Consider the following 13,538-nt stretch of genomic DNA (forward strand, 5'->3'; position numbering starts at 1 on the left):
CGAGGTTGGCAACACCAGCATGCGCCGGAGACGCTTGCGTTCAGTGTGGGGAGGCTGAACGCGGCACGGCTGATTCGTACTGAGACATGGTCTGTTGTGTTGCCAGCAGTTGATTCTGTTCCAGCTTTTACTTGGAAACCGGGTCAAGCTGAACCTGATACGTGGCCGCTTTCAAAGCAATTTCGTTCGCGATGGAAACGATGTGAATCGAAGGTGCGTGTTTATCAAGCCACCGAATTGGCAGGTCGAATCTTTGGTTCTCGTTCGGGTCACAACACCCGATCGTTTGAACGTCGGCACGACTTGCTGCTGTCTGACGTGTTCGTCCTCTATCGCCTTCAACTGCCCAAACTGGCTGATTGTTGGGTCGGTGAGGATGCGCTGCCAATGGCGGAACGCGGAGTCAAGAATCCCGACGCATTCCTATTGGATGACGGGTACCGACCACGACGGGTCATCGAGTCCGCAGGTTCCTATTCGCAGAAGCAAGTGGACACGTTTCACGAGTATTGCCGTCAGCGCCGCCTCCCCTACGAGCTTTGGTAAATCATGAACAACTTCCAACTGACAAAACTGCTACGAAATCAAGTACGTCGGTATCGCATCGCCGCCACCGAACTCTTGCTGAACGAGTTACCGAAAGAACATCGCAGCCGAGCAATCGTGATTCTGAGAACGAACGCCGAGTTTCAAGTTTTTGACGACATCACAGGGACGGTCTGCGTCTGCCAACGATGCAAGCGCATTCCATCGTCAACTGCGGTTGCACGCTGTGTTGCCGCACAAGCATTTTGCAGAGCAAGCCAATCGAACCGAACTCTGCTGACGAAAAATGAAGTAACACGATTCTTTCCAACTCTTTTTCGACATGGCCTACCCGCTGGCTACTACGTCGATACGTCGACCAAAACGCCAAGGCTGGGGCTGCTTCGGGTTGATATTCACCTTTCACCTGTCAGTCGCATATGGCAACGGTCACTGGACATTATTGAAAAGCATCGCCAGCAATCCGAGTTTCGCAAACTCATTCTGGCAGATCAGTTTGAAATCACTTGGCTCGTTGTAACCGAATCAAAAGCCAACGCAATTCGACATCTCGTAGGCAAGCAACTACGCGAGCTTCCCGTAGACGCACAGTCCGTTCCGTCCCTGCTCAATCAACTCACACCCCTATGAAACGACATTCCCCGACGTTGCGGGTTTGTAAACGGCTCCCTGCTCAGGAGCGGCACAAAACAACGAGCAAGCGGATTCCTCATTTGACTGACTGACAGTGCTGACTGTCCGTGATTCAACTGCCGTTGGAATAGGCCAACGACAGCGAAGAAGGAGGAAATGCGTATGAAGCAGTCACCGTACTGGATGCGTAACCGTTTGGCGAGGTTGTTGGAGTTTTGTTTGGTTTCTTCCAACAGCCGGTCACGACGCTTGGCACCCTCGGGAAACTCCAAGGAGGTCAGGTTTTACGTTTGGGCGTTCGTCGTTTATGTGGCGGTGAATGGCACCATCAGTGCCTTGAGGAAGATTGACGTAGCACTTCGCGAAGCAATCGCCATGGGGCAAACCGACAGAGACTCAACTCGATTGAAGGGAGGTGAGGCACAACAAAAAGGTTCCGAAAGGAAAGGTTCTTTGGTTCGCCCCGGCGGGCCATTGAGTAGCGATGACTTACGTCGTCGTTTGTATGAACTGCGTGAGACGAAGCCGCAAGGAAAGGCAAATCTCACGCGCAACGAAGGAGGCCAAAATGGCTAATAACAAACCTGTACATCAAATCCGTCTGAGTGCCATTCGTGCGGCAATCTGGCTCAATCAGTCTCGAAAGACTGGCGAGTCATGGTTCACCGTCACGGTGACGCGAAGCTATCGGGACAAAGAGGAGCTGAAAGACACGACAACGTTTCGTCGTGACGATTTGCCGATCGTCTCGAAAGTTGTCGAGATGGCATACACGTGGATCTGGGAGCAATCTGCCCCCAAGTCCGACGCGGTCGAGTAGTCGTTTACCAACCCGCTGGCAGGACTACGGTCCTGCTGGCCTACTCGATTTAGGAGGCTATCACGATGACGGCTTTGAAGTCAAAGAGAGCGTTTTCTCTTGGCAAACTTAACATGACGCGAGGAGTGATGAACTGCGTGCCAGCAATGGATATCTGGCACGCGGTCAAGCGACACGCGGAATGTGATTGGGGTGATGTGTGTGAGGAAGATTGGGGATTAAACGCTGCGTCGTTGGAAGACGATTCTCGCTTGCTTTCGATCTACACAGCCAGCAACGCAAAGCGTTTCTGGATCATCACAGAATGGGACCGCTCGGTAACGACGGTCTTGTTGCCAGAAGAATACTGACGCTCAAGTTTTGTTGAAGGTTTTTCATTTTGGTTTTCGCCGGTCGGTTCGCTGACCGGCTCGCGCTTCAGCGATGAAGTGCAACACCGGTTGTGGAGGGCATTCGTGCCCTCCACGACTCTTTACAGAAGGCAGCACAGTAAACCAGCGAAACGGACAACGACCCCATGAATACAGATCAAGAACCAGAGCAGCCACAGAAGCAACCAGAATCAAAACCATACTGCATCGTCGGTGCGGGCAGTTTGACATCGAATGTTTGGAAACAATCGCAAGGCTCTGACGATTTTCGATACCGATTCAATCTCTTTCGCACCAAACGCAGCGGAAAAGTGACCAATCAGTTTCGCCCGCAGGATGTTCTTTCGCTTGCCAAGTTCGTTCGCGTTATTTCGCAAATGCTGGCGGACGATGGTTGCATCACCGCCGAACAACGAAGGCTCTTGGTGTTTCTCGACACCGCGATGGATGACGTTCTGGAGAGTCCCACCGTCAAAGAATTCGACACGGAGATTCACTGATGGCGTCGAAACCCGTGCACGTAGTTCGGCGTGGTCTGATCGTCGTGAGAGTGTGGCGAAAGCGGACACGCAAGCAACGCAGCTATTCGACTTCCGTCGTGCGGCTCTTTCGCAATGGCAACGCTTGGAAAGAGTCTGCAAGGTTCGATTCGCAGGACGTTCCCGTCATTCGGCTTGCTTTGGACGAAGCATTCGTCTGGATGCTTGCCAATCAGGAGCCTAACAAATCGTGAATCAGTCTCGGTCTCCCAATCGCATGAACTCAGCGAAGCCCGCGATAGACGGTGCGGGTGCGGTGCGGTACGTCGTTCCGGCAGGATCGCCGTCATGGGTGACCGAAGAACTAATTGAGTTGACGCTCAAAACTTGGCAGCCTTTTTATGCGAACCAGTTGATCGAAGCGGACGCATTGGAGATGATCATGGGGGTAGATCAACTGTTCGGAATCGTGTCAAGGGACAAGAGCCATGAAAAGATTCGTAGCACTCGCAAGAGTCAGCAGCCGTGAGCAGGAACGCGAAGGTTTTTCCCTTGAAGTCCAACACGACGCTTTGAAGCGGTACGCCGAGTGCAACGGCGGCACGATCGTCAAGATGTTCAAGATCGCAGAGACGGCAAGTAAGCGAGACGAACGCAAGACGTTCAAGGAAATGATCGCCTACGCCAAGAAGCACGCTCTCGAAATCGACGCCCTACTTTTCTACAAGGTCGACCGAGCCGCACGGAATCTGTTCGACTACGTCGAGTTGGAACGACTTGAATCCGACTATCAAGTTCCGTTCATTTCGATCTCGCAGCAGACCGACGATAATCCTGCTGGTCGCATGATGCGCCGCACTCTCGCAAACATGGCCAGCTTCTTCACCGAGCAGATGGCCGTCGATATCAGTCAGGGCATCGGTCGCCGCGTTCAGGAAGGATTGTTCCCAGGCAAGGCTCCCTATGGGTTCTCGCATATCCGGGTCAATGGTCGGCGACTCATTGAGACCAATGAAGCAGAGGCGACAAATGTTCGCCACATGTTCCAACTCTACGCCTACGGGAACTGCACTCTTGATGGCATCGTCAAGCGATTCAAGGACGAAGGAGTCATCTACCGTGCAGACAAGACAGATTGGAAACGCACGTCCGTTCACAACATGCTCAACGATCGAGCGTACATCGGCGAGATTCGGTACAAGGGAAACTGGTTTCCGGGCAATCACGACGTTTTGATCGACCGAGCCACTTGGGATCGCGTCCAGACGTTACTCGGCAATCGTCAGCAGGTCACTCACACACTCACGTTCGCTGGCGACCTGATCGACTGCGGCTTCTGCGACCACAAGATCACCGGTGAGATCAAGACCAAGCAGACGAAAAGCGGACCAAGCGAATACATCTACTACCGCTGTACGAAGTACAACAAGCCGGGTCATCCCCGCACGCGGATCAAGGAGGAAGATTTCGACGCTCAGGTGCTGGCCTTCTTCGGCAAAATTCGCATTGAGGACGACAGCGTCCGTGATTGGTTCCGGGCTGTACTCGCCTCAAAAACGAAAGACACCCAAGCCGAGACGCGAGCAATGCGTTCTGAACTTCAAAGGCAATCGACGCTACTTGCTGACCAGCAGGACCGGCTCTTGAATCTCCGCATCGACGGCCAGATTGACGACGACACATTCGCCAGCAAGAACACCGAACTACGCGACCGCCACGCTTCAATCGTCTTGCAACTCGAAGCATTGAACCGCACACGCGACGAGAACGCCGAGTTGGCTTCGAGGGTGTTTGAACTTTCTCAAACCCTTACCAGCAGGTGGCTTACAGCGGAATACGAGGAAAAACGTCAGATCCTTGAAATCGTCTGGTTGAACTGCCGACTCGATGACGTAACTCTAGTCCCCACAATAAGAAAGCCCTTCGACGTACTCGCCGAAGGGCTTCTTGTCCCCGATAGTGGACGGGGCGGGACTTGAACCCGCTAAACCTTGCGGTCGTCTGCCATGTACTCCAAACCGGCAGCCGAGTGTGGTTCGATGTCTTGTTTGTTGAAGTAGTGATGCACTGTGCTTGCCTGACAAAAAGCGCGATCGACGAAGTTGTGACCAGAGGGTTTTACGGCGCTCTACCACTGAGCTACGCCCCTATGTTTCTGAAAGAAAATTGGGGCGGTGGGACTCGAACCCACGACATCCGGCTCCTGAAGCATGTACTCCGAATCGGCAGTCGATCGTGTGCGTTGGTGCTATTTCTGTTTCTTCTTCAAAGTCTTCCGCATCTGCTTCCACACCGAGCGGCTGTGGTCCGGGTCGAGCCGGACCAATTGCTGCTGTCGTGTGTCGATGACGTTGACGCCTCCCCTGGGACGTTTGACGTAAACGAAGGGCAAGCAGACGGCGATGACTTTGTAGGGCTGACCCGCGTCACTTGGCTTGTACGGGATCCGAACCAGTTCGTCGGCCGGCAAAGCGGCGCCTGAGCAGCTCCATAAGTAGGAGGGCAGTTCGACGAGTTCGTTCAAGACGGTGACATAGTCTCCCTGGTTGATGTCTTCTCCGGCGATCCGTGCTGCGACGGTCGTTGTGGACGGAGTTTCAGTTGTAGCGTTCATGGTTTCACTATTGCTTTCCAAAGAATGAGTTGTGCGTAGGCAATGAATCTTCGTGCGACGAGCGGTTACTCGACGCCGGTGGGCGTAATCACGAAGAAATTGCATTGCACACGCACGGGTCACTCTCTGGGAACGATGTGAAAAACGGCTGACGAAGTTTGTGAATCAGAGATCTCTTTCGATGCTCTCCCAAATTGAGCTACGACGCGAGCTTGGCAAGCGTCGACGGGAATCGAACCCGCAACTTCCGAATTAACATGTACTCCGAATCGGCAGTCAGTCGTGTTTTGTAAAAGTCCAACGAAGTGTTGGTCAGATCACAGTCGTGTAGGAATCGAACCTACCGATCGTGTTGCCACGATCCCCAGACTCACTGGACGCATCAGCTTTGGTGGTGCATGTATTCCGAACCGGCAGTCGCCATGTTTTGTAAAAGTCCAACGAAGTTGTTGTTGAGAGGTCAAGAACGTCCGTTTCAGCAAATGCTGATCGTTGACCGGCCCCTTTGTCTGCAAGAGACTCCAGCGCCTTTCACTAGTCGGTCACCCGACATCGCTACCTTAGGCTCGTCATGTATTCCCAGCAGGCAGTTGAACTTTGTGTTGTGACTGATCGGCGAGGGAACAGCTCAGATGTTTCACATTTTCAAGATGTAATCCGAACCAGCAGTCGATCAGTCAAGAAACGCCGGTGGGAATCGAACCCACTTCGACCGGGTTGCAGCCGGTTGCCTGACCATCTGGCTCCAGCGTCTTGTTGCTCGCGATCCGGCATAGTGCAGGACCGCGAGCGGTGTTTCAGTCTTTCTCTCTAAAAGTATTCGTCGCGATTGGAGCCATCAAAGGCGTCCCGATCGCATACAGCACTTTTTGAATCGCAATCGACTGCCGCATGGACAGGGATCATTGCGTCCGAGCTTTTCTTCGAGTTGCTTGTCGCCGTGGACAACTCGCACGCCGCGTTTAACTTGCGTTTCCGATGGGAATCCGCGTCGTCGTTTACTCATCGGCTCGAAAGGAGTGGCTTTCGTCGTGGTTGTGTTCGTATCGCATTGGCCTGCTCCCTGTCGAAAGGCTCTATAAACAAGTGCTCTCGCCAGGAATCGAACCTGGTCTTCGACCTTCGCAGAGTCGCGTGCTGTCCGGCACACTCCGAGAACATGGATGGCTCATCAAAGAGCCGAGTAACCCGCCCAGGAATCGAACCTGGTCCGACAGTTTCGAAGACTGTCATGCTATCCAGCACACCCGCGAGTCATTTTGATAGTTAGTTAGTCACAAGAGCCGACGACTGGGTTCGCACCAGCATGAGCCGCTTTACAAGAGCGGTGCCTTTCTGCATCGAGCCACGTCGGCTTGGGTTGTCGCATCAGTAGCCCGACCAGGAATCGAACCCGGAACTTCTGGTTAGAAGCCAGAGATGATGTCCGTTTCACCATCGAGCCGTTTTGCAATCAAGCGGAAGGCGAGGGAGTCGAACCCTCATCACCCGAAGGTGGCACGCGTTAGCAGTGCGGCCCGGCAAACCGTATCCGGCTGCCTTCCGAAATCGTTGAGTGGACCGGAAGGGAATCGAACCCTTCTCACCGATCTTGCAAGGATCAGTCGCCCCCTTGGAACATGCCAGCCCATTTCACTCAGAGGTCCGTCCGGGAATTGAACCCGGTCTTCGTCCATACCACAGACGCGTGCTGCCGCAACACTTACAGACCGTTCTATTTCAGTGATCACGGATGGAGTCGAACCATCGGTCTCCTGCTTGTCACGCAGGCGTCTTAGCCGCTGGACCACGCGATCATGTTTGGATTGAAGTAGTCGAGACAGGAGTCGAACCTGCAAAATCACAAGCCTCTCATGCTTGCCGCTTTGCCTGTTTGCGTACTCGACCTTCGTAAGTAGCGGATCCGGGGGTCGCACCCGGCGGTCCTGGCTTATGAGGCCTGGCTGAGCACTGGCCCATCCGCGTTGTTGTTTGCATTGAAAGTTGCAGGTCTCGGTATCGAGCCGAGCACACCGACCTTATGACGGTCAGTTGGACACCTGTCGCACCTGCAATGTTGAAGTAGCCAAGGCGAGAGTTGAACTCGCACGCCGCTGTGGGCACGACATTCTGAGTGTCGCGTGTCTACCAGTTCCACCACTTGGCTGTATCTGAATCGAAGTACTGCGGGAGGGAGTCGAACCCTCAAACACGAACGTTTGAAATTCGCCGCTTTGCCGGTTTGCGTACCACAGCATGTTGATTGAGTACTGAGGGCGGGAGTCGAACCCGCAAGCACTTGTTCCTAAGACAAGCGGCTCGCCGTTGGCCTACCTCAGCGTTTGCGAAAAGTGGAGCACCGGGGAATCGAACCCCGATTTTCTGCGTGCAAAACAGACGTCTTCCCGTTGGACGAGCGCCCCATGTTGTTTCGTTAACGTTGCAAAAGTGCCCAGAGCAGGAATCGAACCTGCAAACATCCGGGTTTAAGCCGGACCGCTCTGCCGATTGGCGTATCTAGGCGTCGTGTATTGGCTGCCGTGGGAAGGACGCGATTTGTTCACGCCCTTCCTTTGGCTGCCAACGTGTTATGCTCGGAGTCGCGGCGTGCTGTCGCCCGTTGACTTGCGGTGGTTTCGGATTGCCTTGCGGTAGTCCGGAACACTGTCGCCTTCGACGATCACGTCGCCGACCGTTTCGACAACCCAGCCATCGACCCAGCGGTCATCACCATCTTTCAGCTTCAGTACTCGACCGACTTTCGCGAATTGCGTCGGGATATACGAAGTTGTGACGACACTAGCACCAGCGACGATGCGTCTCATCGCACATTGCGCGTACTTCACGTTTCTGGTCATCGTCGTCTCCTTGTCAGTTGGTAAGAACAATCATTGTTTGCGAAGGCCGAAGTAGTCCCGGATGGAATCGAACCATCGTTTCCTGCGTGTAAAACAGGTGTCGTAGCCGTTGGACCACAGGACCATGCTGTCGATCCGAAGAGCACGTCCCCAAGGATTTGAACCCTGACTAACTGGTTTGGAATCAGCAGTGCTACCGTTACACCAGAGACGTGTATGTGTTTTCAAAGTGGGAACGCAAGGAATCGCACCTCTCGCCGGCTACCACACAATTAAAGGCAGAAGGGTTACAACCTCCCGTGTGGAAACGCTCCCATGTATCAATCGAATAAGCGGAAGCCGTGGGACTCGAACCCACAACGGTGATTAGCCGCAGCTGTTTTCAAGACAGTGTCCTCATCCGGCCGGGTGACTTCCGTAACGCGTTCAATAACGCAGTGACGTGAGCGGGAATCGAACCCGCGGACTCCTGGATGAAAACCAGGCAATTCTGCCATCAGAATCTACCACGCCGTTTTTGTTGGCCAGCTTCGTCGCTGACCGAGTACCGCATAGGAGTTTCGATCTCCTTCCTGCTGCCTGAGAAGCAGCCGACCTAGCCAGTAGTCGAATGCGGCGTTTGCAAAGCGATGGCAACGGGAGTCGAACCCGCAGCGACTTGATAGACAATCAAGCTTCCTTCCCAGAGGAACTTGCCACCGAAAATGTTCGCGAGGTGACTAACCGGAATTGAACCGGCGACAAACTCATTCACAGTGAGTCTCTGGAAACCAACACCAGATCTAGCCACAGTCGGGTATCAGTGAGTCGCACACTGTCCATGCGTGGTCCCAAACCACACCGCTTACTCCAAGCTATACCCGAAAAAAAACAGCGCCGGAGACTGGAATCGAACCAATGAACTCCTCGTTCAGAGCGAGGTGCAGCGACCAGCAACTGCTACTCCGGCGTTTTAAATCAAATCATCAAAAGCACTCCGTCCGGGAATTGAACCCGATCTGCGGGCTTCAAAGGCCCACGTCGCGACTACGCGCCGGAGAGAGTTTTCCCGATGAAAGAGTGTCCTGCGGGAGTCGAACCCGCCTATCTGAGTTGGAAGCCCAGCACCTTTGCCGCTCGGCCAAGGACACGATTTGTGCGGAAGTTTGAAGGGCGAAGTGTGAAACGAAGCGAGCTATTCCACACTTCTCGCTTCACCCTTCAAACTTCGCGAAGCTCCGGCGGAAGGACTCGAACCTTCACTCGTCTCCTTAACAGGGAGCCGCCTTACCATTGGGCCACACCGGATTGTTATCTCATCAAGTCAGGATGGCTGGATTTGAACCAGCGATCTCGTGTTTCCGGAACACGCGGAGTGCCAGACTTTCCCACATCCTGATTTGCAAGCGCCCAGCGAGAATCGAACTCGCATTTTCTGCATGGCAAGCAGATGGGTTACCACTACACCATGGGCGCAAATGCATCACTACCAAATTGTCAAAGATCAAAGATGCCGAAGCATCAAGAGCACCGAGCCGGAATCGAACCCGCATCACCTCGTTACGACGGAGGAGTCTTGCCGTTAGACCATCAGTGCTTGTGTCGTTTCAGTGGGACCGGTGAGAATCGAACTCACATCGTTCGGTTTAAGAGACCGATGCATTACCTTGTCTGCCACAATCCCAAATTGTTCGTTGTTCGATCGGCGCGGAAGGAATTGAACCTTCAACCCTCGTCTTATAAGGACGCCGCTCTTACCACTGAGCCACGCGCCGCAAGTAGGGCCGGAGGGAATCGAACCCACACCGAGCGGATTAAAAGTCCGTCATGCTGCCTGTTACACCACAACCCCATGATTGGTCGGGCGTATGCGTTTCAATCGCAGTGCAAGAAGCATGTCGGTTTCTCTTTCGTGTCGTTGTCGTCAAGTGGTAGCCCCGAGGATCGAACTCAGCGCGACCCGCGTATCAGGCGGATTTGGGCGACCAGCCCTCGACTACCATGTTGTGATTCAAGAGTCGGACACCTCGGAGTCGAACCGCCCGTCGCGGAGCGACCCACAGATGAACGCAGTCTCCTGCTCCCAAAGCAGGCGTGCTTCCATCTGCACCTGTATCCGATGTTGTGTTGCTTCAATCGCCGAGGCGGTTGCTGTCGGCGCATATTTTCCTTGTCAGTGGGCCGGGAGGCGCTCGAATCCTCGTCTGCGGTTCTTCAGACCGCCGCTAGACCGTCTCAGCTACCAGCCCATGTTGGGTTTGTTTTTGGTGTCGCCCGTTCAATGTGGGCACGAAAAAAGGCCCGATGTCTGCGTGACATCGGGCCTTGATGAAAGGCGCTTCGAGAGAAGCAGACGTCACATGCGCAAACGATACGCGGGGGCATCATTATTCGACGGTGTCCCGCCGAAGAGATTGCCTTCGCATATTTGTTCGAGTCGACTGGATTGGAATTTCGATAACATGGAACTTTCTGCTCGCTTGTGAGGCGTTGAATTGTCGTGTTCAGAGGGTAAGACGCAAAACCTGCATGAGGGTTCGCGAAAAAACTCGCTCGAACATAACTACGATGCGCGAGCCCGCGATTCTATTCCCCTGAACGCACAGTTTTTTTCAAAGTACTCGCGAATTGCAGCTTGAGAACGCCTGTGTTGATTTTTCGCAACATCGCATTCGCCGCGGACTATCGGCGACGGCCGCCGGCGCGCTTCAGGCCTTTCGCAACGAAATCAAATGCATCGGCCGCTTTGTAGTCTTCGAGCACATCAAAGAAGCAGGCGAGAACTCGCTTGGTTTCGGCGACGTTGATCTTCACGCCTTGAGTATCCGCCTTACGCGAGACCTGGTCGTAGATGTCGTTAAGGGTTAATGCCTTCTTCTTCGTCGCTTTCTTTGCTTTCTTCTTTGCCATGACGTGTGCTCCTGCTCTTGGAAGTGGATATGTATGCCGAGCAGAAGTTTTGATTATCGACGAGCGTCATGCAAGTAGTGCGTCACTGCAGGACGCTCTGCTTCGTCGGATTAGGATGATTGAACGCAGTTCGTTTGCTTGGGCACAGGCTGCATTGCGGAATCGCTTTCGAGTCGACGAATGATTGGAGTTCGCCGTCGGTTGCATCCCATCGGCATGCCTTGTAGTCGCGGAACAGTTGCCATGCTGCGATGTCTTGCATATTCAACTTGGATTCGAGCTGTGCGAAGTAGGCCAGCGCTGGGCATTTCCAAAGCAGGCCTCGATAAAGCTGGGTGCAAGTCTTTTGCATGCAGACTTTATATGATGCGTTGGGATTTGAGTTGAACGGCGCCGGTTTTCCGTTCTCGATGCGGTATTGCCTCATCCAGCCGCGATGCGATTGTCGAATCTTGATCTGGATGCCGGTATAGTATTCTCGCCATTTCCAGACAGTTTGTTTCGCTTTTCGGAAACGTTCGAGGTAAGCCGGGTGCGTGCCGTGTTGGCTGACTTCGAGTCGGCAATCGGTGTCGATTAGCGTTTGCGGTAGCTCCGAATGCCGGTCAAAGAAGAATCCGTTGGTGACAAGCATCAAATTGGACGTCGGCCAGTACTCACGTGCGAGATGCAAGTGCTCGATAAGATTCGGATTGAGCAACGGCTCGCCACCGAGCAGTGCGAAACGACGGGGGCGGAGCCGATGCGCCCACGACTCGTATTCGCCGCGAGCCTCCGCGGGTGTGGGCATCGCGCCGGCGAGGCGGAAGTTGCTGTAGTGGCTGCACTGCTGACACGACAGATTACATCCGTGCGCGAGGTGATACTCCAAAGCCGGAATCTCGATCATCGCCATATCACCTTTTCCAATCCGTGTTTTTCGAGTCCCGCTTTCAGGAACTCGGGACGACGACGCTTGTAGCCCGGTGGATCGACGTGCTCATGCTTGAATGAGTGTTGCAAATCAACCGCGACGTTCATGCCGGCGATCTTGGCTCGCCAAAAGAAATCCCAGTGTTCTTCGACCTTGAGTGATTCGTCCCAGCGGATCGCTTGCAGGACGTCTCTGTAAGCCACGAAGCAATTGCCAACGTAATGGCACCAGCAAATCGATCCTCGCTTTTGGTAGTGGCCAAATGGAATATGAAGCTTGCGCCCTTTGACGCGCAGCAGTCTGGGACGCTCATCGTTGTTGCTCAGGCCGGCCAAGAGATCGAGGTCGTGATGCTTGTTGAGCTTGGCAACCAGTTCAGGGAGTCGTGTCTTATCAGTGACCAGATGGTCGTCGTCGGTGAAAACCACAATCGACGAGTCGCCAAACTCAAGCAGGCGATTTCGGCCAGCGGACAAGCCGATGTCGTATTCCGTCTCGATCAATCGATCGACCATCGCCGCTTCGCCGGGGCAGTTTGCCGAGAATCGAAGTTCCGGCTTGCCATCGTCGAGGACATGAATCGTTGGCCGCTGGTCGCCGTAGTGTTCGTGAATGCTGCGAACGAGCGCGGCGCAGCACTGCGGGCGGTGGATCGTTTTGATGCAGAAAGTTACTTGATCACGCATGGACGATCCCTCCTCCCGGATATCGCATTGAATGGAAGCCGTGTTTGCGCAGTCCCAACGCGCGGAATTTCGGGCGGCAGCGAAGATCGCCGTAGGGTTTCGCTCCAACGTGGGCGTGGACAACCATGCAATCTTCCGCAACCGCGATCGCCAAGTGCTCCAGATGACTGGCGCGGTAGAAAAACTCCCAATGCTCGTACGTCTTGATCGCGTCGTCCCATCGGACGCGAGCAATCGTGTCACGGCGAGCCAGGAACGCGTTGCTTGACATGTCGCACCAAGCCAGCGGACCGACACGTTGATGTTCACCGCGGTGCATCCAAATCCGTTTGCCATTCATCAAGGGGCTGAACAGCAGTGGCCGCCCGCCTCCGCCCTGGCGTACTCCGAGAATGTCGAGTTCATGTTCGTTGAACCGCTCAAGGACACGATCCAAATGCAGTTCGGAAGTAATGACGTGATCGTCGTCTAGCAAGAAGATCAATTCGGTCTCGGCCGCGTCGATGGCCGTATTGCGTCCGACGCCCACACCGACATCGTGTTTGTCGAGATCGATCACGTGGCAATGTGCGGCGGTCTTCGGATACTTCAATGAGAATCGGAGTTCGGTACGACCATCGTCAACAACGACGATTCGCGGGTTGTCGAAATGTTTACGCAACGATTCGACCAGCCGTTGGCATGCCCAGGGGCGATGAATCGTCTTGATGCAGAACGTGATGTCTGCAAGAGGGAACTGTTTTGTCATAG

14 protein-coding genes and 30 tRNA genes are annotated in these 13,538 nt (G+C 54.1%); 7 read left to right on the plus strand and 37 right to left on the minus strand.

The annotated features are described in order from the left end of the window. The first annotated feature begins 213 nt into the window (after positions 1-213). The 7 genes from TBK1r_RS21180 (at position 214) to TBK1r_RS21210 (ending at position 4,828) form a co-directional block, all read left to right on the plus strand. On the plus strand, positions 214-546 hold the full coding sequence (locus TBK1r_RS21180) for a hypothetical protein (protein WP_145215085.1): 333 nt from the start codon (positions 214-216) through the stop codon (positions 544-546). 3 nt (positions 547-549) lie between these two features. Further along, positions 550-1,176: a hypothetical protein gene (locus TBK1r_RS21185; RefSeq protein WP_145215088.1), complete on the plus strand. Its 627-nt coding sequence runs from the start codon at positions 550-552 to the stop codon at positions 1,174-1,176. 165 nt (positions 1,177-1,341) lie between these two features. Next, the gene (locus tag TBK1r_RS21190; RefSeq protein WP_145215091.1) at positions 1,342-1,755 is read left to right on the plus strand and encodes a hypothetical protein; all 414 of its coding nucleotides are present in this window, start codon (positions 1,342-1,344) and stop codon (positions 1,753-1,755) included. Beyond that, the gene (locus TBK1r_RS21195; protein ID WP_145215094.1) at positions 1,748-1,999 is read left to right on the plus strand and encodes a hypothetical protein; all 252 of its coding nucleotides are present in this window, start codon (positions 1,748-1,750) and stop codon (positions 1,997-1,999) included. Before TBK1r_RS21190 ends, TBK1r_RS21195 begins: the two co-directional genes overlap by 8 nt. Before the next feature lie 65 nt (positions 2,000-2,064). Further along, positions 2,065-2,349 carry a hypothetical protein gene (locus TBK1r_RS21200; RefSeq protein ID WP_145215098.1) on the plus strand — a complete coding sequence of 95 codons (285 nt, stop codon included), beginning with the start codon at positions 2,065-2,067 and terminating at the stop codon, positions 2,347-2,349. A 167-nt stretch (positions 2,350-2,516) separates the two neighbouring features. Further along, the gene (locus TBK1r_RS21205) at positions 2,517-2,870 is read left to right on the plus strand and encodes a hypothetical protein (RefSeq protein WP_145215101.1); all 354 of its coding nucleotides are present in this window, start codon (positions 2,517-2,519) and stop codon (positions 2,868-2,870) included. 467 nt (positions 2,871-3,337) lie between these two features. Then, positions 3,338-4,828 carry a recombinase family protein gene (locus TBK1r_RS21210; RefSeq protein WP_145215104.1) on the plus strand — a complete coding sequence of 497 codons (1,491 nt, stop codon included), beginning with the start codon at positions 3,338-3,340 and terminating at the stop codon, positions 4,826-4,828. Positions 4,829-5,097: 269 nt separating this feature from the next. Here TBK1r_RS21210 and TBK1r_RS21215 read toward each other — a convergent pair whose 3' ends face one another. From TBK1r_RS21215 to TBK1r_RS21355, 37 genes are all read right to left on the minus strand, one after another. Beyond that, positions 5,098-5,463 carry a hypothetical protein gene (locus tag TBK1r_RS21215; protein ID WP_145215107.1) on the minus strand — a complete coding sequence of 122 codons (366 nt, stop codon included), beginning with the start codon at positions 5,461-5,463 and terminating at the stop codon, positions 5,098-5,100. 682 nt (positions 5,464-6,145) lie between these two features. Then, a tRNA-Cys gene (locus tag TBK1r_RS21220) sits at positions 6,146-6,216 on the minus strand. 85 nt (positions 6,217-6,301) lie between these two features. Then, positions 6,302-6,469, minus strand: a complete 168-nt coding sequence (locus TBK1r_RS21225) for an SEC-C metal-binding domain-containing protein (RefSeq protein WP_145215110.1) — start codon at positions 6,467-6,469, stop codon at positions 6,302-6,304. A 178-nt stretch (positions 6,470-6,647) separates the two neighbouring features. Then, positions 6,648-6,719, minus strand: a tRNA-Arg gene (locus tag TBK1r_RS38875). 25 nt (positions 6,720-6,744) lie between these two features. Next, positions 6,745-6,818 (minus strand) — tRNA-Thr (locus TBK1r_RS21230). Between the two features lie 17 nt (positions 6,819-6,835). Beyond that, a tRNA-Arg gene (locus TBK1r_RS21235) sits at positions 6,836-6,907 on the minus strand. A gap of 14 nt (positions 6,908-6,921) precedes the next feature. Continuing rightward, positions 6,922-7,007 (minus strand) — tRNA-Ser (locus TBK1r_RS38880). A 12-nt stretch (positions 7,008-7,019) separates the two neighbouring features. After that, positions 7,020-7,092: transfer RNA gene (locus TBK1r_RS38885), tRNA-Ala, on the minus strand. Positions 7,093-7,186: 94 nt separating this feature from the next. Continuing rightward, positions 7,187-7,259, minus strand: a tRNA-Val gene (locus TBK1r_RS21240). A gap of 15 nt (positions 7,260-7,274) precedes the next feature. Next, positions 7,275-7,350, minus strand: a tRNA-Leu gene (locus tag TBK1r_RS21245). Positions 7,351-7,525: 175 nt separating this feature from the next. After that, positions 7,526-7,609 (minus strand) — tRNA-Leu (locus TBK1r_RS21250). Between the two features lie 15 nt (positions 7,610-7,624). Further along, positions 7,625-7,698, minus strand: a tRNA-Leu gene (locus TBK1r_RS21255). A gap of 12 nt (positions 7,699-7,710) precedes the next feature. Beyond that, positions 7,711-7,782, minus strand: a tRNA-Leu gene (locus tag TBK1r_RS21260). Between the two features lie 12 nt (positions 7,783-7,794). After that, a tRNA-Ala gene (locus tag TBK1r_RS21265) sits at positions 7,795-7,865 on the minus strand. A gap of 26 nt (positions 7,866-7,891) precedes the next feature. Then, a tRNA-Leu gene (locus TBK1r_RS21270) sits at positions 7,892-7,965 on the minus strand. A 65-nt stretch (positions 7,966-8,030) separates the two neighbouring features. Next, complete coding sequence (locus TBK1r_RS21275; RefSeq protein WP_419580239.1) at positions 8,031-8,300, minus strand: hypothetical protein; 270 nt, start codon at positions 8,298-8,300, stop codon at positions 8,031-8,033. Between the two features lie 52 nt (positions 8,301-8,352). After that, a tRNA-Val gene (locus TBK1r_RS21280) sits at positions 8,353-8,424 on the minus strand. A gap of 19 nt (positions 8,425-8,443) precedes the next feature. Next, positions 8,444-8,514: transfer RNA gene (locus TBK1r_RS21285), tRNA-Trp, on the minus strand. 119 nt (positions 8,515-8,633) lie between these two features. Next, positions 8,634-8,717 (minus strand) — tRNA-Ser (locus TBK1r_RS38890). 21 nt (positions 8,718-8,738) lie between these two features. Beyond that, a tRNA-Glu gene (locus TBK1r_RS21290) sits at positions 8,739-8,813 on the minus strand. 114 nt (positions 8,814-8,927) lie between these two features. Then, a tRNA-Asp gene (locus TBK1r_RS38895) sits at positions 8,928-9,000 on the minus strand. A 14-nt stretch (positions 9,001-9,014) separates the two neighbouring features. Next, a tRNA-His gene (locus TBK1r_RS38900) sits at positions 9,015-9,090 on the minus strand. Positions 9,091-9,174: 84 nt separating this feature from the next. Further along, positions 9,175-9,249: transfer RNA gene (locus TBK1r_RS21295), tRNA-Gln, on the minus strand. Between the two features lie 109 nt (positions 9,250-9,358). After that, positions 9,359-9,430, minus strand: a tRNA-Gly gene (locus tag TBK1r_RS21300). Positions 9,431-9,515: 85 nt separating this feature from the next. Continuing rightward, positions 9,516-9,587 (minus strand) — tRNA-Asn (locus tag TBK1r_RS21305). Between the two features lie 16 nt (positions 9,588-9,603). Beyond that, positions 9,604-9,677, minus strand: a tRNA-Pro gene (locus TBK1r_RS38905). A 7-nt stretch (positions 9,678-9,684) separates the two neighbouring features. Then, positions 9,685-9,755: transfer RNA gene (locus TBK1r_RS21310), tRNA-Gly, on the minus strand. A gap of 50 nt (positions 9,756-9,805) precedes the next feature. Beyond that, positions 9,806-9,876: transfer RNA gene (locus TBK1r_RS21315), tRNA-Thr, on the minus strand. Between the two features lie 14 nt (positions 9,877-9,890). After that, positions 9,891-9,963 (minus strand) — tRNA-Lys (locus tag TBK1r_RS21320). A gap of 18 nt (positions 9,964-9,981) precedes the next feature. Then, positions 9,982-10,054, minus strand: a tRNA-Ile gene (locus TBK1r_RS21325). A 4-nt stretch (positions 10,055-10,058) separates the two neighbouring features. Then, positions 10,059-10,131, minus strand: a tRNA-Lys gene (locus TBK1r_RS21330). A gap of 166 nt (positions 10,132-10,297) precedes the next feature. Beyond that, positions 10,298-10,398, minus strand: a tRNA-Pro gene (locus TBK1r_RS38910). Between the two features lie 58 nt (positions 10,399-10,456). Continuing rightward, positions 10,457-10,528, minus strand: a tRNA-Phe gene (locus tag TBK1r_RS21335). A 433-nt stretch (positions 10,529-10,961) separates the two neighbouring features. Then, the gene (locus TBK1r_RS21340; protein ID WP_145215113.1) at positions 10,962-11,189 is read right to left on the minus strand and encodes a hypothetical protein; all 228 of its coding nucleotides are present in this window, start codon (positions 11,187-11,189) and stop codon (positions 10,962-10,964) included. 82 nt (positions 11,190-11,271) lie between these two features. After that, positions 11,272-12,078 (minus strand): radical SAM protein, encoded by an 807-nt coding sequence (locus TBK1r_RS21345; RefSeq protein ID WP_419580240.1) that lies wholly within the window; start codon positions 12,076-12,078, stop codon positions 11,272-11,274. After that, positions 12,075-12,788, minus strand: coding sequence for a glycosyltransferase (locus TBK1r_RS21350; RefSeq protein ID WP_145215118.1), 714 nt, complete (start codon positions 12,786-12,788; stop codon positions 12,075-12,077). Before TBK1r_RS21350 ends, TBK1r_RS21345 begins: the two co-directional genes overlap by 4 nt. Then, the gene (locus TBK1r_RS21355) at positions 12,781-13,536 is read right to left on the minus strand and encodes a glycosyltransferase family 2 protein (RefSeq protein ID WP_145215121.1); all 756 of its coding nucleotides are present in this window, start codon (positions 13,534-13,536) and stop codon (positions 12,781-12,783) included. The genes TBK1r_RS21350 and TBK1r_RS21355 overlap by 8 nt, the downstream gene beginning before the upstream one ends. Between the last annotated feature and the right edge of the window lie 2 nt (positions 13,537-13,538).

It is taken from the genome of Stieleria magnilauensis (assembly GCA_007753675.1).
GTDB lineage: Bacteria > Planctomycetota > Planctomycetia > Pirellulales > Pirellulaceae > Stieleria > Stieleria magnilauensis.

Excerpts from the sequence above, each read along its gene's own strand:
- TBK1r_RS21200 (WP_145215098.1), top strand. The coding sequence starts at position 2,065 with ATGACGGCTTTGAAGTCAAAGAGAGCGTTTTCTCTTGGCAAACTTAAC.
- TBK1r_RS21205 (WP_145215101.1), top strand. The coding sequence starts at position 2,517 with ATGAATACAGATCAAGAACCAGAGCAGCCACAGAAGCAACCAGAATCA.
- TBK1r_RS21190 (WP_145215091.1), top strand. The coding sequence starts at position 1,342 with ATGAAGCAGTCACCGTACTGGATGCGTAACCGTTTGGCGAGGTTGTTG.
- TBK1r_RS21185 (WP_145215088.1), top strand. The coding sequence starts at position 550 with ATGAACAACTTCCAACTGACAAAACTGCTACGAAATCAAGTACGTCGG.
- TBK1r_RS21350 (WP_145215118.1), bottom strand. The coding sequence starts at position 12,788 with ATGCGTGATCAAGTAACTTTCTGCATCAAAACGATCCACCGCCCGCAG.
- TBK1r_RS21195 (WP_145215094.1), top strand. The coding sequence starts at position 1,748 with ATGGCTAATAACAAACCTGTACATCAAATCCGTCTGAGTGCCATTCGT.
- TBK1r_RS21355 (WP_145215121.1), bottom strand. The coding sequence starts at position 13,536 with ATGACAAAACAGTTCCCTCTTGCAGACATCACGTTCTGCATCAAGACG.
- TBK1r_RS21275 (WP_419580239.1), bottom strand. The coding sequence starts at position 8,300 with ATGACCAGAAACGTGAAGTACGCGCAATGTGCGATGAGACGCATCGTC.
- TBK1r_RS21225 (WP_145215110.1), bottom strand. The coding sequence starts at position 6,469 with ATGAGTAAACGACGACGCGGATTCCCATCGGAAACGCAAGTTAAACGC.
- TBK1r_RS21210 (WP_145215104.1), top strand. The coding sequence starts at position 3,338 with ATGAAAAGATTCGTAGCACTCGCAAGAGTCAGCAGCCGTGAGCAGGAA.
- TBK1r_RS21215 (WP_145215107.1), bottom strand. The coding sequence starts at position 5,463 with ATGAACGCTACAACTGAAACTCCGTCCACAACGACCGTCGCAGCACGG.
- TBK1r_RS21345 (WP_419580240.1), bottom strand. The coding sequence starts at position 12,078 with ATGATCGAGATTCCGGCTTTGGAGTATCACCTCGCGCACGGATGTAAT.
- TBK1r_RS21340 (WP_145215113.1), bottom strand. The coding sequence starts at position 11,189 with ATGGCAAAGAAGAAAGCAAAGAAAGCGACGAAGAAGAAGGCATTAACC.